Raw genomic sequence first — 16,506 nt, 5'->3', positions numbered from 1 at the left:
GCGGCCCACCCAGGGGGTGGGCCGCTTTCGTGTGCTCAACGACAACTGGCAGTGAGGGTCAGCGAGCCCCGGTGAGTGCCGTGGTGTTCAGCATCAGGTTGGGGGAACCGTTGACGTAGTCGATGGTGTTGCGGGTGGCCGAGTTCTTCAAAGCGCGCTCCACCTCGGTCACCGAGGCGTTGGGGTGCTGCTGCAGGTACAGGGCTGCCGCGCCCGCCACGTGCGGGGTGGCCATGGACGTGCCGGAGATCGTGTTGGTGGCGTTGTCGCTCGAGGGCCAGGACGAGGTGATGTCCGTGCCCGGGGCAAGGATGTCCACGCACGAGCCCCAGTTCGAGAACTCGGAGAGCTGGTCCCAGCGGTCCGTGGAGCCCACCGTGATGGCGGCGGACGCGCGGGCCGGGGAGTAGTTGCAGGCGTTGTCGTAGTCGTTGCCCGCGGCCACCAGGGGAATCACACCGGCGCGGGTCATCCGGCTGATCGCGCTGTCCATGGCGGAGGAAATCCCGCCGCCCAGGCTCATGTTGGCCACGGACGGCCCGTTGGCATTGGAGGAGACCCAGTCCATGCCGGCCACGATGCCCGCGGTGGAGCCCGTCCCGTCGCAGCCCAGGACACGCACGGGCATGATGTTCGCGGACTTGGCTACACCGTAGGTGGAGCCGGCCACCGTGCCCGCCACGTGCGTTCCGTGGCCGGCGCAGTCGTTGCTGCCCCAGTCGTCCTCGATCGCGGTGACGCCGGGGGCCACGCGCCCACCGAACTGCGAGTGGGTGGCGCGCACGCCGGTGTCGATGATGTAGGCGGTGACACCCGCACCCGTGGCGTTGTAGGTGTAGGAGCCGTTAAGCGGCAGGTCCTGCTGGTCGGCCCGGTCCAGACCCCACGTGGCTCGGTTCTGCGTGGCGGTGGCCTTGACGGTCTTGTTCTTCTCCACCACCGCGACACCCGGGTCTGCGTCCAGGGCCTTCACCTGGGCGGGGGTCAGGTCAGCGGTGAAGCCGCCGATGCTCTTGAACTGGTGCTTGACCTTCACACCCTTGGCCTGCCACTTGTCCGCCTGCTTCTGGGTGGTGCTGGCCACGGCGGACTTGGCGGCCGCGCTCCTGGGGGCGCTGGACGCCGAGGCGGGCAGTTCCAGCATGACCACGTAGTCGCCGCCGGAGACGTCCAGGACCTTGGCCTGCTGGTTCACGGTGTTCTTCGACGGCGCCGGGGCCTGCGCCGGGGCGGCCACGGAGGGGGACACCGTGCCCAGGACGACGGCCGCCGCGGCTGCTGTTGCGAAAAAGGCGTTCTTCTTGCTCATGAGGGGAACCTTCATTCTGATCACGGGGAAATCCGAGGATTTCACGAATGACAAGGAGACGCCGGTTCCCGCGTCCACGAACGCCGGCCCGGCAGCCACCACCTGGGCACCTGCCGACGCGGATTCAACCATCACCGCAGGTCAGAGGCGGGTCAACGGGTGCTCCTACACCGTAATGCGATCGTTATCATCGGAGCAATGGTCGATTGGCCACTCTTTCCCTGGCCGATCGGCCACCCAGCACCGGGAGAACAAATTCAGACCCGGTGCTCTCCGGGCGTCATCCGCAGGCGGACGGTCCGTGTGCTCCGGTAGGGCAGGTGAACCACTGACCCGCCAGGACGGCCATGATCACTTCGTCGTGGAACTCGCCGTGGTGGAACGCGACCGCCCGACGGGTTCCCTCCTCGGTGTATCCGAGCTTGCGGTAGACGGCTCGTGCCCGCTCGTTGTAGTCAAAGACCCGCAGCTCGATCCGGTGCAGGCCCAATTCCATGAACCCGAAGTCCGTGAGCAGGCGCACGGCATCCGTCCCGTACCCCCGGTCCACGTGGTCCGCGCCGATGAGCACGGCCAGCGTGGCGGCTCGTGTGGGCAACGACGCCCCGTACAGCGTCACGTGGCCGACGAGCACGTCCGTCTCCCGGTCCACCACGCTGAATCCCACGTTGCCGGGCTTGGTGTTGGTGGACCAGCCCCGGTACATCTCCACCACCGCGTTCTCCGGCTGCGGTGTCACGGTGAGGTTCTGGAACAGCGCCATTTCCGGATTGCGCCACCACCGCACGAGGTCCGGGAGGTCGCGGTCCTGCAGTTCCCGGAAGCGCACCTTCTCTCCCTGCAGCACAGTGGAGCCGATGGCGTGGGCGTCGAACTCTCCGAACATGGTGGTGGCTCCTCCATTGGTACTGATCCACGGCCACTCTACGACCCGGGTGACGTGCCCCACACCATGTCCGGCCACCCGGCTCGCATGCTCTCCGAGGTTCCGACAAGGGGCCAGCAGCACCGTTCGCGAGTGATGGGCGTCTGCCCCGGTCCACCCCCGGGGAGGTTGCCCGCCCCAGGGGACCCACGTACCGTGGATCCGTTCCGTGCGGACCCTCCCGGGGCGCACGATCACACGACTCCCAGTGGCCCATCCGCGCCCTCGGCGGAGTCCGACAGTGGGGAGATGTGGACGTGGCACTCAGTGTTCTGGATTTGTTCTCGGTGGGAATCGGACCCTCGTCCTCCCACACCGTGGGACCCATGCGGGCCGCCCGGCTCTTCGTGGCGGGCCTGGCCGACGACGCCCTGCTGGATTTCGTGACGCGCGTCCACTCCCAGCTCTTCGGCTCCCTGGGGGCCACCGGCTGGGGCCACGGCTCGGACAAGGCCGTGATCCTGGGCCTCATGGGTGAGGACCCGGAGACCGTGGACACCGACCTCGCGGACGAGAAGGTGGCGCTCGCGGGCGAGCAGGGCGAGCTGCGCCTGGACGGCACGCACGCCATCGCGTTCGACCGCGCGCAGGACGTCATCATGCACCGCCGCAAGTCCCTGCCCACCCACCCCAACGGCATGAGCTTCACGGCGTACGACGCCGCCGGCGAGGTCATCCGCGAGAGCATCTACTACTCCGTGGGCGGCGGGTTCGTGGTGGACGACTCCAAGAGCAGCGCGGACAAGATCGTGGAGGACACCACCCCCGTCAAGTATCCGTTCAGCACCGGTGACGAGCTGCTGGCCATCTGCGAGGCCGAAAACCTGTCCATCGCCCAGGTGATGGCCGCCAACGAGCTCTCGTGGCGCCCCGCGGAGGAGACCCGCGAGCAGCTGCTGCACATCTGGTCCGTGATGCAGGAGTGCGTGGAGAACGGCTGCACCCGCGAGGAGAAGACCCTGCCCGGGGGACTGAAGGTGCGGCGTCGTGCGCCGGAGATGCGCAAGCGGCTGCTGGCCAAGGAGCCCGGCAACGACCCCCTGTACGGCATGGACTGGGTGAACCTGTACGCGCTCGCGGTGAACGAGGAGAACGCGTCCGGCGGGCGCATCGTCACCGCCCCCACGAACGGTGCGGCCGGGATCATCCCCGCGGTGCTGCACTTCTACACGCGGTTCATGGAGGACGCGTGCGACGACAAGATCGTGGACTTCCTGCTCACCGCGGCGGCCATCGGCATCGTGATCAAGGAGAACGCCTCGATCTCCGGTGCCGAGGTGGGCTGCCAGGGTGAGGTGGGCTCCGCGTGCTCCATGGCGGCGGCCGGACTGTGCGCCGTGCTGGGCGGCAGCGCCCGCCAGGTGGAGTGCGCCGCGGAGATGGGCATCGAGCACAACCTGGGGCTCACGTGCGACCCCGTGGGCGGGCTGGTGCAGATCCCGTGCATCGAGCGCAACGCGATCGCCAGCGTCAAGGCCATCAACTCCGCGCGGCTGTCCATGCAGGGGGACGGCATCCACAAGGTCTCCCTGGACCAGGTGGTCAAGACCATGCGGGAGACCGGCGCGGATATGAAGATCAAGTACAAGGAGACCTCCCGCGGCGGCCTGGCCGTGAACGTCATTGAGTGCTGAGCGCGCCGCACCACCGCTGACCCGAGGATCCCCGCCGGAGCATTCCGGCGGGGATCCGTCATGTTCGGGGTGCGGGTGGCGGTGCGTCCGGGACAATGGCGGCATGGCCACTTCACTGCTGCTGCTCGCGGACACCCACCTGCCCAAGCGCGCCAAGGACCTGCCGGCCCAGGTGTGGGAGGAGGTGGAGGCCGCGGACGTCGTCGTGCACGCCGGTGACTGGGTGGACCTGGCCACGTTCGAGGCGCTGCGCGAACGCTCCCGCCGGCTGATCTGCGTGTGGGGCAACAACGACGGCCCCGAGCTGCGCGCCGAGATGCCGGAGACCGCCCTGTGGGAACTCGAGGGCCTGCGCTGGGCCATGACCCACGAGACCGGGGCCAAGCAGGGCCGGGAGAAGCGCATGGACGCGGCGTTCCCGGACACGGACGTGCTCGTGTTCGGCCATAGCCACATCCCGTGGGACACCGAGGCGCCCTCCGGGATGCGCCTGCTGAACCCCGGATCCCCCACGGACCGGCGCCGTCAGCCGTACTGCAGCTACATGCGGGTCACGGCGGACGCGGGCGCGCTCACGGCGGTGGAGCTGGTGGAGCTGCCGCGGCGGTGACACGGCGCATGATCGGGCGTCACTCACCCTCGCCCACGATGAAGCGGGACAGGTACGTGGCCAGGACGCACAGCAGGCCGGCCACGGTGAGCCCCGCCGTGAGGAAACAGGCCATGCCGGCACCGATGTTCGCCCCGCCCTCCGGGTTCTGGGCGTCGAGCATCAGCCATCCGTAGCTCGCCAGGAACCCGACGAGCCCCACCAGGGTCAGGGAGAGTGAGAACTTCATCGCGGATGACATGTCGGTCTCCTTCGTAGCTGGTCGGTGCTCCGCCTGTCTCCGGCGGGCTCCGGCCCGGGTCGGGCCGAGTGTCTCGGGCGGGCACGCGCAGTGGGTTCACACTAGCCAGCACCGCGCGGCCTGGACAGGGCTCCTTCCGCACTGCCCGGGCCGCCGGTGCCCGGCCTACAGTGGTTCCCATGAGGCTCTTCGCCGCCGCCCACCCTCCCCGCGCCGCCCGTGAGCACCTGGTGAACGCGCTGGCAGAGATGCGCGCCCTGACGGGTACCGCCCTGCGCTGGGGCGATCCCGAGCAGTGGCACCTGACCCTCGCGTTCTACGGGGACCAGCCGGAGGGAGCCGTGCCGGACCTCTCGGAGCACCTGCGGGAGGTTGCCCGCTCGTTCCCGCCGCTGCGCGTCAGCCTGCACGGGGCGGGCTCCTTCTCCGGGACCACTCTGTGGGTGGGCGTGGCCGGACAGACCGCCGAGCTCACGGAGCTGATGCACGCGTGCTCCCTGGACCCCGACGAGCGCGCCCGCCAGCGCGCGCACCTCACCGTGGCCCGCACCTCACGCACGGAGCGCGCACGCCAGGCGAAAGAACGACGCCGCGGCTCCCGCGTCCGCGCGCACAGCGGCCCGGAACTGGCCCACGTGGTGCACGCCCTGTCCGTCTACGAGGGCCCGGAGTGGACCGTGAACGAGATCCGTCTGGTGGCCTCGGAACTGGGGGAGGGGCGGTCAGGAGGGGCGCTGCACACCACCGTGGAACGTCATCCGCTGTCCGGCGTCTGATCCTGCCGGGCCCGGAGTGCCTACTCTGGAGCGCATGGCCCAGATTATCCGCGCACCCCGGTCCAGCACGTGGCTGTGGGTCCTCGTGGCCGCAGCGGTGCTCACCCAGTCCGGGCTGAACCTGTTCCGTCCCATTACCTCGTACAAGCTGCTGGGGCTCGGCGCGGACCCCGTGGTCGTCGGCCTCACCACCGCCGCCTACGCCCTCCTGCCCCTGGTCACCGCCCTGTGGCTGGGGCGGATGTCCGACCGGATCCCGCAGCTGCGCCTGCTGATCCTCGCGGGCGTGGGGTTCCTGGCGCTGGCCGGGGTGGGGCTCGCGCTCGCTAACTCCGTGTGGTTCGTGTTCGCCGCCAGCGCGGTGCTGGGCATGGGGCACCTGTGCTTCACGATCGGCGGGCAGACCGCGATAGCCCGCTACGCCGCGGACCGGGACCTGGACAAGGGCTTCGGCTGGTTCACCGCCGCGTTCTCCGCGGGCCAGATGATCGGCCCCGCGCTCGGCGGGTGGATCGTGGGCCACGGCTCGGACGTCACCTCCCCCGAGCGCCTCGCCGCCGTGAACGAGAGCCTGTGGATCGGCGTGCTCGTCACGGTGCTCGCCGCGCCGCTGCTGGCCTTCCGCCTGGGCCCCGCCTCGCGCCGTCCCGGTGCAGGGGCGCCCTCCGACGACGACGCCGCAGCGGCCCCCGCACCCCACGGCACCTCGGCCCCGGACACCTCTGCGACGACGTCCGGCACCGCAGGGGACGACGCCCCGAGCGCCGCGAAGCACGAGCCCCGGGCGGACGAGCGCCCCGACGTGCTGCGCATCCTCCGGACCCCGGGGGTCATGTCCAACATGGTGGCGTCCCTGTCCCTGCTGGCCATGATCGACATCCTCACCGCGTTCCTGCCCCTGGTGGGTGAGGAGGCCGGGGTGGCCCCCTCCGTGGTGGGTGTGCTCCTGGGCGCTCGCGGGCTGGCGTCGATCGCGTCCCGCCTGCTGCTGCCGCTGCTGTCCGGGAGGTTCTCGCGCCGCGCGCTGCTGATTGCGAGCCTGCTGGCCTCCGGGCTGGCGCTGATCGTTCCCCCGCTGTTACTGGACAGCTTCTGGTGGGCCGCCCTGTTCCTGGCCGTGGGTGGTTTCTTCCTGGGACTGGGTCAGCCCCTGACCATGACCCTGATCTCCACCGCCGTTCCAGGGACGTGGCGCGGCTCGGCGCTCGCGGTGCGGCTCATGGGCAACCGGCTGGGGCAGGTGGTCCTACCTGTGGCCGCCGGTGCGGTGGCCGCCCCGTTCGGTCCGGGTGGTGCCATCTGGCTCACGTGCGCGCTGCTCGTCGCCAGCGGCGTGGAGAAAGCGGTGCGGCGCCCGCGGGAGGGGTAGGGCGGCGTCGTCGTCCGGCGATCGCTCCGGGCACGGGAGACGAGAGGGCCGGAGCGGCGCGCAGGTTGGCGTGTCCGCTCCGTCGGCCGATCCCAGGGAGGGTCGCCCCGCTGCCCGTCCCCGCCGCGTCGGCTGATCGGGGACGCGCTCCGCACGAGATGCGCGTCACACCCGGCACGTAGCATGGCCTCACGATCACCGGCGGGGTCCCGCTCCGCTCCGACGCGCCACGGGAGGCTCCCTCATGACCCAGCAGCACGGCTCCGACTTCCTGGACGCATTCGCACAGATGTCCCGCAACGGCGGGCTGGACTCCGGCGGTGTGGAGCGCCAGGCCGCCACGGAGGCGGACGGGCTGAACCGGCAGTGGTTCGCGGGCTGGCTCACCGCGCGGGGTGCCACGGTGCACTACGACGCGATCGGCAACCAGTTCGGCCTGTTCGAGCACACGCCCGGCGCGCCCTACGTGCTGGTGGGCTCGCACCTGGACTCGCAGCCGCGGGCCGGCCGGTTCGACGGCGCGTACGGCGTGCTCGCCGGGGCGCACGCGTGCGCGGAACTGTTCCGGGCGGCGTCGGCGGGGGAGGTGGAGCTGAGCCGGAACCTGTGCGTGGTGAACTGGTTCAACGAGGAGGGCTGCCGCTTCAAGCCGTCCATGATGGGCAGCTCCGTGTACACCGGCAAGCGGGACCTGGAGGAGGCGCTCGAGGTCCGGGACACCGCCGGTGTGAGCGTGCGCGAGGCGCTGGACGCCCTCGGGCAGCGCGGCGAGGGCAGCATCCCGGAGGCCACCGCGTACGTGGAGCTGCACATCCAGCAGGGCAAGTCCATGGAGGAGGACGGCTTCACCATTGGGCTGGTGGAGGCCACGTGGGGCGTGCGCAAGTACGAGCTGCTGGTGCTGGGGGAGCAGGCGCACACCGGGTCCACGCTCATCGAGGACCGCAGGGACGCGCTGCTCGGGGCGTCGCTGCTGATCTCCTCGGCGCGGAAGGTGGCGCTGGAGCACGATGTCATCACGTCCTGCGGGGAACTGCTGATCGAGCCCAACTCCCCGGTGGCCGTTGCCCGTGAGGCGCGCCTGGTGATCGACCTGCGCAGCCCGGACGCCGCACGCCTGAGCGCCGCGGACGAGCACTTCGCCCGGGAGGTGGCGGAGGCGGCCCGCGCCGCGAACGTGGAGATCCAGACTGTGAACCGCCACGCGTGGGACGTGCTGGAGTACGCCCCGGAGGGCCTGGACCTTGCCCAGGAGGTCGTGACGGAGTTGGACCTGCCGCACACCCGGATCATGACGCTCGCCGGGCACGACTCCACGAACGTGAAGGACGTGCTGCCCACCGTGATGCTGTTCGTGCCCTCCCACAAGGGCATCACGCACAACGAGTACGAGTTCACGTCGGATGAGGACATGCTCGCGGGGCTGGAGATGCTCACCGCCACCCTGCGGCGGGTGGCGCAGGGGGAGCTGGGCTGAGCCGATACGCAGGACGGGGCGGGATAAGACGGAGCGGGCGCGAGCGGCGTCGTCGTCCCCGTAATTCCGGGCGGGTGCCCGACCAGTGTGGCCCCGGTCATAGAGTGGGGAGAAACCCCGACCCGAGGAGGACCCCGTGACCGATTCCCTGCCCCTGGACGGCGTGCTCGTCGCCGACTTCTCCCGCGTGCTCGCGGGGCCGCTGTGCACCATGACGCTCGCGGATCTGGGTGCCCGCGTGATCAAGGTGGAGCGCCCCGGAACCGGGGACGACACTCGCCAGTGGGGCCCGCCGTTCTCCGAGACCGGGCCCACGTACTACGAGTCCGTGAACCGCAACAAGGAGTCCGTCTGCCTGGACCTGCGGGAGGACGAGGGCCGCGAGCTCGCGCGTGAGCTCGCCCTGCGCGCGGACGTGGTGGTGGAGAACTTCAAGCCCGGGGGCATGGCCAAGCTGGGCCTGGGCTACGAGGAGATCTGCGCGGAGAACCCCGGCGTGGTCTACGTGTCCGTCTCCGGATTCGGCACCGCGGGCGGCGCGCACATGCCCGGATACGACTTCCTGGTCCAGGCCGTGGGCGGGCTCATGAGCATCACCGGTCCCGCGGACGGCGAGCCCACCAAGGCGGGCGTCGCGCTCGTGGACGTGCTCACTGCGAAGGACGCCACGATCGGCACCCTCGCCGCACTGGAACAACGACGCCGCACGGGCCGCGGCGCGCACATCGACGTCAGCCTGCTGTCCAGCCTGCAGGGCGCGCTGGTCAACCAGGGCCAGGCGTACCTGGGGGCGGGGAAGGTGCCGCAGCGGATGGGCAACGACCACCCGTCGATCGTGCCGTACCAGATGCTGCAGTGCGCGGACGCGCCGCTCACGGTCACGGTGGGCAACGACGGCCAGTTCCGCCGCTTCACGGAGGTCCTGGGGATCCCCGAGATGGCCGAGGACGAGCGCTACGCGACCAACGGCGAACGGGTGGCCCACCGGAAGGAACTCACTGCCGTGCTGGAGGAGGCGCTCGCCGCGAGGACGGCGTCCGAGTGGCAGGAGGCGCTGACCGAAGCGGGCGTCCCGGCGGGCAAGGTGGCCGGGATCGACGAGGGCGTGGCACTGGCCGAGGAACTGGGGCTGGAACCCACCGTGGACGTGCAGGACCGTTCCGGGAAGACGGTGGGCCGCCAGTTCCGCCACCCCGCGCAGTGGACCCCGCCCCTGGCCTCTCCCACGCAGGCTCCGCCGCAGCTGGGGGAGGACACCGAGACCATGGTGCAGTGGCTGCGGGAGCCCCGGGACCGGCAGATGTGAGAAATCAGGCTCAGTGCCCGGCTACTCGCGATGTGTCCGCAGTCATACAGTGGACCCATGAGTGAACTGAATGCTGTAGACGTCATGGACCTGGTGAGCTTCGACTCCCTGCTGTCCGAAGAAGAGATCACGCTGCGCAACAGCGTGCGCGAGTTCGTGGACTCGGCCATCAAGCCGAACATCGCCGAGTGGTACGACAACGCCGTCTTCCCGCTGGAGATCGTCCCGGAGATGGCCAAGCTGGGACTGCTGGGCATGCACCTGAAGGGCTACGGCTGCGCCGGGCGTTCCGCCGTGGAGTACGGCCTGGCCGGTGCGGAGCTGGAGGCCGGTGACTCCGGTCTGCGCACGTTCGTGTCCGTGCAGGGCTCGCTGGCCATGAGCGCCATCTACAAATGGGGCTCCGAGGAGCAGAAGCAGGAGTGGCTGCCGCAGATGGCCGCGGGTGAGGCCATCGGCTGCTTCGGCCTCACCGAGCCCACTGCGGGCTCCGACCCCTCGTCCATGCAGACCTTCGCCCGCAAGGACGGGGAGGATTGGGTCATCAACGGCGCCAAGCGCTGGATCGGGCTGGCCAGCGTGGCCAAGGTGGCCGTGATCTGGGCGCAGACCGATGACGGTGTCCGGGGTTTTGTGATCCCCACCAGCACCCCGGGCTTCAAAGCCACGCCCATCACGGCCAAGCTGTCCATGCGAGCGTCCATCCAGTGCGACATCGAGCTCACGGACGTCCGCCTGCCGGCCTCCGCCATGCTGCCCGAGGCCAAGGGGCTGCGCGGTCCGTTCTCCTGCCTGAACGAGGCCCGCTACGGCATCATCTGGGGCGCGATGGGTGCCGCGCGCGACTCCTTCGAGGCGGCCCTGGCGTACTCCCAGGAGCGCATGCAGTTCGACCGCCCCCTGTCCGGGTACCAGATGACGCAGCAGAAGCTCGTGAACATGGCGCTGGAGATCGACAAGGGCTTCCTGCTGGCACTGCAGCTCGGTCGCCTCAAGGACGCGGGCAAGCTGCAGAACCACCAGATCTCGGTGGGCAAGCTCAACAACTGCCGCGAGGCCATCAAGATCGCGCGCGAGGCCCGCACCATCCTGGGTGGCAACGGCGTCACCCTGGACTACTCGCCGCTGCGCCACGCCAACAACCTGGAGTCCGTGCGCACCTACGAGGGCACGGACGAGGTGCACTCCCTGATCCTGGGCCAGCAGCTCACGGGGGTGGGCGCGTTCCGCTGAGTCCGCGCGTGCCGAACCGGGTGCCTCCCACGGGAGGCACCCGGTTTTTCATGCGTACGCATCTTTTTGTGGAACGACGACGCCGGGCGGCCCGTTCCCGGGGCCTCGTCATGCGTCGCGGTCGTGGTGGGTCAGGGCGGAGCCACGGGTCTCGGCCTGCGCGGTCAGCCCGGGGCGCAGCGGGCCAGCAGCGGCGCCCCCAGGACCGGTTCGCGGTCCAGGAGGGTCACGGCCAGGCCCTGCTCCCGCAGCCGCTCCGCCACGTGCAGGCCCACCGCGGACCCGGTGAGCCCACCGCCCACGACGACGGGCAGCGGCTCGGCCATGGCGCCCGCCACCGTGAGCACGAGGTCCGAGAGGTGACCCGCGGCGGCCGCGACCAGCTCGGAGGCCGCGGCGTCCCCCGAGGCGGCCAGCTCGCACACGGGTCGCGCGAGCCCTGCCCAGTGGGTCCGGTCCGGGTGGTCGTGGAACGCGCCGATCAGGTCGGTGGGTTCGGCCACCCCGGCGTGCTCCAGCACCACCCGGGTGAGCGCTTCCCCGTCATCCCCGGCAACGGGCTGCTGGGACCGCCGCAGCACGTGGCGCACGGCCTCCCGGCCGATCCAGTAGCCGCTGCCCTCGTCGCCGAGCAGGTACCCCCAGCCACCGGAGCGCACCTCGCGGCCGGAGTCATCCACGCCCCAGGCCACCGAGCCGGTTCCCGCGATGAGCGCGATCCCGGACGTGTGACCACCGGCGGCGAGGATCAGGCGGGTGTCGTGCACGGCCGTCACGCTCGCGGACGGGTCCAGGCAGCCGGCGGAACGGATGAGACCGGCCAGCCGAGCGGCGTCGTGCGCGGTGTCCACGCCGCCGGAGCCCGCGACCACCGGTGTGGTGGGCGGGGCTCCCAGCTCGAACAGGACTGACGCCAGGCACGCGCGTGCCTGCTCCGCGGGGACGTTCTGCACGTTCGCGGACCCGGAGCGCGCCTCGCGCACGGGTGTCCGCCGGTGGAACAGGACCCCGCGCGTGTGCGAGCCGCCGATGTCCAGGCCCACGAGGAACTCGCCCGTGCTGCCCGCGCCGTCGGGGCTCGCGTGCTCGGCTCCGCCGGGACCGGTAAATCCGGTTCCACCGACGCCCGCGAGGCCGCTGCCGGGGTCCCCTCCCGGGGGCTCTGCACTCACCGCGGCGGCCGGGTCAGTTCGAGACCTGCACCTCGCCCATCTCCTCCCAGCCGTCGCCCTCGATCTGGCGGGAGATGATGCGCGGGGTCTTGACCAGGTACTGCGGGAACTGCTCGGTCATCTTCCGGAAGTGCTCCGAGTTCACGTGGGCCTCTGCGGCGTCCTCCTCGAAGGCCTCCACGAGCACGAACTCGTTCGGGTTCTCCAGGCTGCGGGACCACTCGAACCACTTGTTGCCGGGCTCCTGGCGGGTGGCCTCCGTGAACTCGGCGACCAGCTCGGGCCAGCGCTCCACGTACTCGTCCTTGGCCTCGAACTTGACCACGATGAAGATCATGAGGGGTCCTCCCTGTTGCCGCGTCTGAACGGGTTTCCGCCTTCCAGCATAGGACCGGGCCGTGTGTCACGCGGCGTCACGAGTCCGGGGCCGCCTGGGCGAAATGGTTTACGGTGCAAGTATGAGCACCACGGCCGCCAGCACCCCCGTCCCCCACGAGGTCTCCCACGAGCAGCGCGCCACGGCACGCCGCGCAGTGGTGGCCTCCTCCATCGGCAACGCCCTCGAGTGGTTCGACATCATCGTCTACTCGTCCCTCGCGGTGGTCATCTCCCAGCTGTTCTTCGAGTCCGAGTCCGTGGGCAGGGTCACGGGCACCCTCCTGACCCTGGGCACGTTCGCGATCTCCTACCTCATCCGCCCGATCGGCGCGCTCGTACTGGGCTCCTACGCGGACCGTCACGGTCGCCGCCCGGCGCTCACGCTCACCATCGGGCTCATGATGCTGGGCACGCTCATCATGCTCGTGGCCCCCACCGCGGCCATGATCGGTCCCGCTGCCGCGCTGCTGATCCTCGTGGCACGGCTCATCCAGGGCTTCTCCGCGGGCGGCGAGTTCGGCACGGCCACCGCGTTCCTCATCGAGAACGCCCCGGACAAGCGCGCCTTCTACGGCTCGTGGCAGGTGGCCACCCAGGGTGTGTCCATGTTCCTGGCCTCCGCGTTCGGCTTCGGCCTGCACACCCTGATCAGCGAGGAGGCCCTGTACTCGTGGGGCTGGCGCATGCCCTACCTGTTCGGCCTGCTCATCGGCCCCGTGGGCCTGTACATCCGCCTGCGCATGGACGAGACCCCGGACTTCGAGGCGCTGCAGCAAGCGCGGGCGCGGGCGGCGTCGTCCTCCGGCGCGGATCACGGGAGCGCGGCCCCGGGGACGACGACGCCGCACGGGCGCCGCGGGCCCCTCGCCCAGACCATCGTGCACTCCGCGGGCCGGTGGCTCACCGCGTCCGGTGTGGTGGGGCTGGCCTCGATGTCCGTGTACACGATCCTGTTCATGCCCACGTTCTCCATCCAGAACCTGGACCTGCCCTCGTGGGCGGCGTACGTGGGAGGGATCGTGGCCGGTCTCGTGACCCTGGTGGGATCACCGTTCGTGGGGCGTCTCGCGGACCGGGTGGGCTGCGGCAAGGTCATGCTGGTGGCCGCTCTGGTGGGGGAGCTGGCCGTCTACCCGCTGTTCCTGTGGCTCGTGGCCGTCCCCACGGTGGCCACCCTGACCGCGGTGCAGGTGGTGCTGGGGCTGATCATGGCGCTGTACTTCGGGCCCATGCCCGCGCTGCTGAGCGAGATGTTCCCCACCGCCATCCGCACCACGGGCATGTCCATCGCCTACAACGTGGGGGTCACCGTGTTCGGCGGCTTCGCCCCGCTGGTGCTCGCGTGGCTGATCTCCGCGACCGGTTCCCTGACCTCCCCGAGCATCTACTACGCCGCGGTGGCGGCGCTGTCCCTGGTGAGCGTGCTGATCGTCCGCCGGCGCTACGGGGTGCGCTGAGCGGGCCGGGCATGCGAAAGGCCCCCGCGATCATCGCGAGGGCCTTCCGGTTGAAAGGTTGCGGGTGCGGAGCTCAGCTCAGCCCGTCCTTGAGGTTCTTGCCGGCGTCCTTGACGTTCTCCACGGACTGCTTGGCGCCACCGGATGCCTTGTCCGCAGCGCCTTCGGCCTGCAGATCGCGGTTGTCCGTGGCGTCGCCCAGCTTCTCCTTGGCGGAACCAGAAGCCTTCTCCGCAGCATTGCTGATCTTGTCACCGAGTCCCATAAGCGTTTCCTTCCGTGGAGCGAACAGGTGCTCACAATGTAGTCCCGCGCCGATTCGATGGGAAGACATGGACGGCGGTTTTCTTCCCCGGGCGAACGCCGGGGTCCGCCCCCGACCTGGTGCTCACGCGGTCACTGGTAGGAGACGAACCACGGCTTCGGATCCAGCGCGTACGTCTGCTGGGGCGTGTACATGGGTGTGTCCTCGTCGTAGAAGTTCTTCCACGCCATGCGGATGCCCTTCGGCAGCCCCTCCTGCAGGGCGTTCCACGTGCCCGTCTTGAGGTCCGGGGTGCCGTGCCCGTCCGCGTGCAGCACGAACGCCAGCTCGGGGTGCTGGGTGTTGATCGCCTGGCGGTTCTCGATCATGGACATGGAGAACTGGTGGAGGATCAGCGACTTCTGGGGCAGCTGGTTGTCCCGGGTGAGCGTGGCCAGCCACTGCGAGGTCTTGTTGATCTCCGCGGCGTCCACGGAGCCGATCTGCTGCAAGGGCAGCTGTCCCGGGGCCAGGCGCCACTCCGCGTCCAGCGCGAGGCCCACGTTGGGACGCTTGAGCAGCTCCTCGTACTGCTTGGCCTGCGTGAGGAAGTCCGCCTGGCCCGGCTGCAGGTCCAGGACCACGTAGACGTCGTTCTTCTCCGCGGCCTCCACGTACGGCATGAGCTGCTCCACGGTGGACTCGGTGGAGTAGTTGCCGTCCGGGCCCGGTTCCGAAGACGCCGTGGTGGCGATGATCTCGAACGCGGGGATGACCTTCTCCTCGCTGTAGGGCTCATAGCTCTTGGCGAGCTCCTTGACCCGGGTCACGGACGCCTCGGGTCCCTGCTCACCCAGCGCGCCGAGCCCGGGGGTGCCCGGGTGCCCGTACAGCGCCACGAAACGCCGGTCCGGGAACATGGTGGTGCCCCCGCCGATCAGCTCCGCCGGTTCCTCGGGGGTCGGGGTGGCGCTGGGCTGCTCGGTCTGCGACGCCGCCGGCTCCCCGGAACCGTCTCCGCTCTGTGCTTCACCCCCTGAGCTGCAGCCCACGAGCAGGAACGAGGCGCAGAGGACGGCGAGAACGGTAAAGCGGCGGGAGCGCATGACGCAAGAACCTCTATCGATGTGGGGGGCAGCCGGAAGACTGTGCATCCATCAGCACACTGCGGATGCGGGGTGACTTCACCCTATGTCCTCCCGGAGGTGGGCCGTGGGAGGATGACGCCACCACTGTTAACGCACGAGGTGTCCATGAGCAACCACCCCGGCCCCCCGCCGCACGACCCATCCAGCTCCGCCGACTCGGAGCCCTCTGTCACGCCGTACGACCCCACCGCCCGCGACCCCCGACCGGGCGGCCGCGGCACCGGGGCGACCGGCCTCGATCCGCAGGCTCCCGCGGGCCCTCAGGGTGACGCCACGTCCCCGGGTGCGGCCGACCGGTCGCGCAACGGGGTGTCGCCCGGGGTGGTCATCGCCCTGGTGGCAGTGGGTGTGGTGATCGGCCTGGGGGTGCTCGCGGTGCTGATCTACCTGCTGGTCGCCTCCCTCGGGGGTCTCCGGGACGAGGGGCCCAAACCACTCACCACGTCGGAGCAGGCGGCGGAACCCACCCGGGGGACCGCGCCCACGAGCCCCGGCCCGGCGGCGTCGTCACCGGGGCGGGACACCACGGGCGCGGGGCCGACAACGAGCGCGGCCGCCCCCGGCCCCGCGGGCACCCGGGCACTGCCGGCCCCGAGCGGGAAGCCCCTGGTGCAGAAGAGCGGGACGTTCGAGGAGCTCACGCTGGAGCAGCGGACCGAGAACGCCGTGACCCTCCCGGCCGGGGACGAGCCGCTGCTGGTGGTGTGGAGCGCCACCGGCGGCGGGGACGGCGGCTCCGTGTTCGTCACCGGCGCGGAGCGTCCCGGCGGGCTGCCGTCGGAGACCCTGGGCTCGGTGCGCGCGGGGCAGACGGGGACGGCGCTGGTCAACGCCTCGAGCACCAGGCGCCACACCGCCGTGCTCTACCCGGAGGGCAACTCCGGGATGGCGTGGGACGTGAAGGTCTACCCGCTCTCCGCCGTGCCCCGGATGGAGCGCGGCACCACCGTGACCGGGGAGGGTCCCGGGGTCTTCCGGCTGCCACAGGGCCCGGCCCGCACGCACTCCCTGGAGGTGACCGCGGAGCACGACGTCCCTTCGGTGGCCGTCTACAACGCCGACGACCTTGGGCTCTCCACCGCGTTCGAGTACGGGACGTCCCCGGTGACGGTGGACGTGGAGGTCGGCGGTGGTGAGCAGGTGGTGGTGGTCGAGTCGCAGGAGAAGTGGAGCTTCCGGCCCGCCGGCTGAGGGCCGCGCACGGGCCCGCAACTGGTTCCGCGGGGT

16 protein-coding genes are annotated in these 16,506 nt (G+C 70.5%); 9 read left to right on the top strand and 7 right to left on the bottom strand.

All coding sequences use genetic code 11. The annotated features are described in order from the left end of the window. Positions 1-58 precede the first annotated feature (58 nt). Both P8S73_RS07045 and P8S73_RS07040 read right to left on the bottom strand, forming a co-directional pair. Positions 59-1,309, bottom strand: a complete 1,251-nt coding sequence (locus P8S73_RS07045) for a S8 family peptidase (RefSeq protein ID WP_121566261.1) — start codon at positions 1,307-1,309, stop codon at positions 59-61. 280 nt (positions 1,310-1,589) lie between these two features. Beyond that, positions 1,590-2,195, bottom strand: coding sequence for a GNAT family N-acetyltransferase (locus P8S73_RS07040; protein ID WP_121566230.1), 606 nt, complete (start codon positions 2,193-2,195; stop codon positions 1,590-1,592). Positions 2,196-2,491: 296 nt separating this feature from the next. Here P8S73_RS07040 and P8S73_RS07035 point away from each other — a divergent pair, with 296 nt between their 5' ends. Beyond that, positions 2,492-3,868, top strand: a complete 1,377-nt coding sequence (locus tag P8S73_RS07035) for an L-serine ammonia-lyase (protein ID WP_102613415.1) — start codon at positions 2,492-2,494, stop codon at positions 3,866-3,868. A 103-nt stretch (positions 3,869-3,971) separates the two neighbouring features. Then, positions 3,972-4,478: a metallophosphoesterase gene (locus P8S73_RS07030; RefSeq protein ID WP_121566231.1), complete on the top strand. Its 507-nt coding sequence runs from the start codon at positions 3,972-3,974 to the stop codon at positions 4,476-4,478. A 19-nt stretch (positions 4,479-4,497) separates the two neighbouring features. Here P8S73_RS07030 and P8S73_RS07025 read toward each other — a convergent pair whose 3' ends face one another. Further along, on the bottom strand, positions 4,498-4,719 hold the full coding sequence (locus P8S73_RS07025; protein WP_135010539.1) for a hypothetical protein: 222 nt from the start codon (positions 4,717-4,719) through the stop codon (positions 4,498-4,500). 179 nt (positions 4,720-4,898) lie between these two features. Between P8S73_RS07025 and thpR the strand changes: the two genes are divergently transcribed. From thpR to P8S73_RS07000, 5 genes are all read left to right on the top strand, one after another. Continuing rightward, positions 4,899-5,495 carry an RNA 2',3'-cyclic phosphodiesterase gene (gene thpR, locus P8S73_RS07020; RefSeq protein ID WP_121566233.1) on the top strand — a complete coding sequence of 199 codons (597 nt, stop codon included), beginning with the start codon at positions 4,899-4,901 and terminating at the stop codon, positions 5,493-5,495. Between the two features lie 34 nt (positions 5,496-5,529). Further along, positions 5,530-6,864, top strand: coding sequence for an MFS transporter (locus P8S73_RS07015; RefSeq protein WP_135010538.1), 1,335 nt, complete (start codon positions 5,530-5,532; stop codon positions 6,862-6,864). A 244-nt stretch (positions 6,865-7,108) separates the two neighbouring features. Beyond that, positions 7,109-8,341 carry a M20 family metallo-hydrolase gene (locus tag P8S73_RS07010; RefSeq protein WP_135010537.1) on the top strand — a complete coding sequence of 411 codons (1,233 nt, stop codon included), beginning with the start codon at positions 7,109-7,111 and terminating at the stop codon, positions 8,339-8,341. A gap of 136 nt (positions 8,342-8,477) precedes the next feature. Then, entirely contained in the window at positions 8,478-9,647 is a 1,170-nt protein-coding gene (locus P8S73_RS07005) for a CaiB/BaiF CoA-transferase family protein (protein WP_135010536.1), read from the top strand. 30 nt (positions 9,648-9,677) lie between these two features. Beyond that, the gene (locus P8S73_RS07000; protein WP_135010535.1) at positions 9,678-10,880 is read left to right on the top strand and encodes an acyl-CoA dehydrogenase family protein; all 1,203 of its coding nucleotides are present in this window, start codon (positions 9,678-9,680) and stop codon (positions 10,878-10,880) included. A 164-nt stretch (positions 10,881-11,044) separates the two neighbouring features. Here P8S73_RS07000 and P8S73_RS06995 read toward each other — a convergent pair whose 3' ends face one another. Together P8S73_RS06995 and P8S73_RS06990 are read right to left on the bottom strand one after the other, a co-directional pair. After that, entirely contained in the window at positions 11,045-12,052 is a 1,008-nt protein-coding gene (locus P8S73_RS06995; RefSeq protein ID WP_235005089.1) for an N-acetylglucosamine kinase, read from the bottom strand. 13 nt (positions 12,053-12,065) lie between these two features. Further along, the gene (locus P8S73_RS06990) at positions 12,066-12,389 is read right to left on the bottom strand and encodes a putative quinol monooxygenase (RefSeq protein ID WP_102613369.1); all 324 of its coding nucleotides are present in this window, start codon (positions 12,387-12,389) and stop codon (positions 12,066-12,068) included. Between the two features lie 121 nt (positions 12,390-12,510). Between P8S73_RS06990 and P8S73_RS06985 the strand changes: the two genes are divergently transcribed. After that, positions 12,511-13,887: an MFS transporter gene (locus tag P8S73_RS06985; RefSeq protein WP_396350274.1), complete on the top strand. Its 1,377-nt coding sequence runs from the start codon at positions 12,511-12,513 to the stop codon at positions 13,885-13,887. Between the two features lie 73 nt (positions 13,888-13,960). Here P8S73_RS06985 and P8S73_RS06980 read toward each other — a convergent pair whose 3' ends face one another. Together P8S73_RS06980 and P8S73_RS06975 are read right to left on the bottom strand one after the other, a co-directional pair. Next, a complete protein-coding gene (locus tag P8S73_RS06980) occupies positions 13,961-14,152 on the bottom strand; it encodes a CsbD family protein (protein WP_019309710.1) in 192 nt (63 codons plus the stop codon). A 131-nt stretch (positions 14,153-14,283) separates the two neighbouring features. After that, entirely contained in the window at positions 14,284-15,237 is a 954-nt protein-coding gene (locus tag P8S73_RS06975) for a hypothetical protein (RefSeq protein ID WP_121566239.1), read from the bottom strand. Between the two features lie 147 nt (positions 15,238-15,384). Between P8S73_RS06975 and P8S73_RS06970 the strand changes: the two genes are divergently transcribed. Further along, positions 15,385-16,470 (top strand): hypothetical protein, encoded by a 1,086-nt coding sequence (locus tag P8S73_RS06970; RefSeq protein WP_135010534.1) that lies wholly within the window; start codon positions 15,385-15,387, stop codon positions 16,468-16,470. The last annotated feature ends 36 nt before the right edge of the window (positions 16,471-16,506 follow it).

Origin of the sequence: Kocuria sp. ChxB (assembly GCF_044359605.1) — a bacterium.
Classification (GTDB): domain Bacteria; phylum Actinomycetota; class Actinomycetes; order Actinomycetales; family Micrococcaceae; genus Kocuria; species Kocuria rhizophila.
Note: the sequence above shows the minus strand (reverse complement) of the source record. Positions and strands in the feature narration are given on the sequence as shown.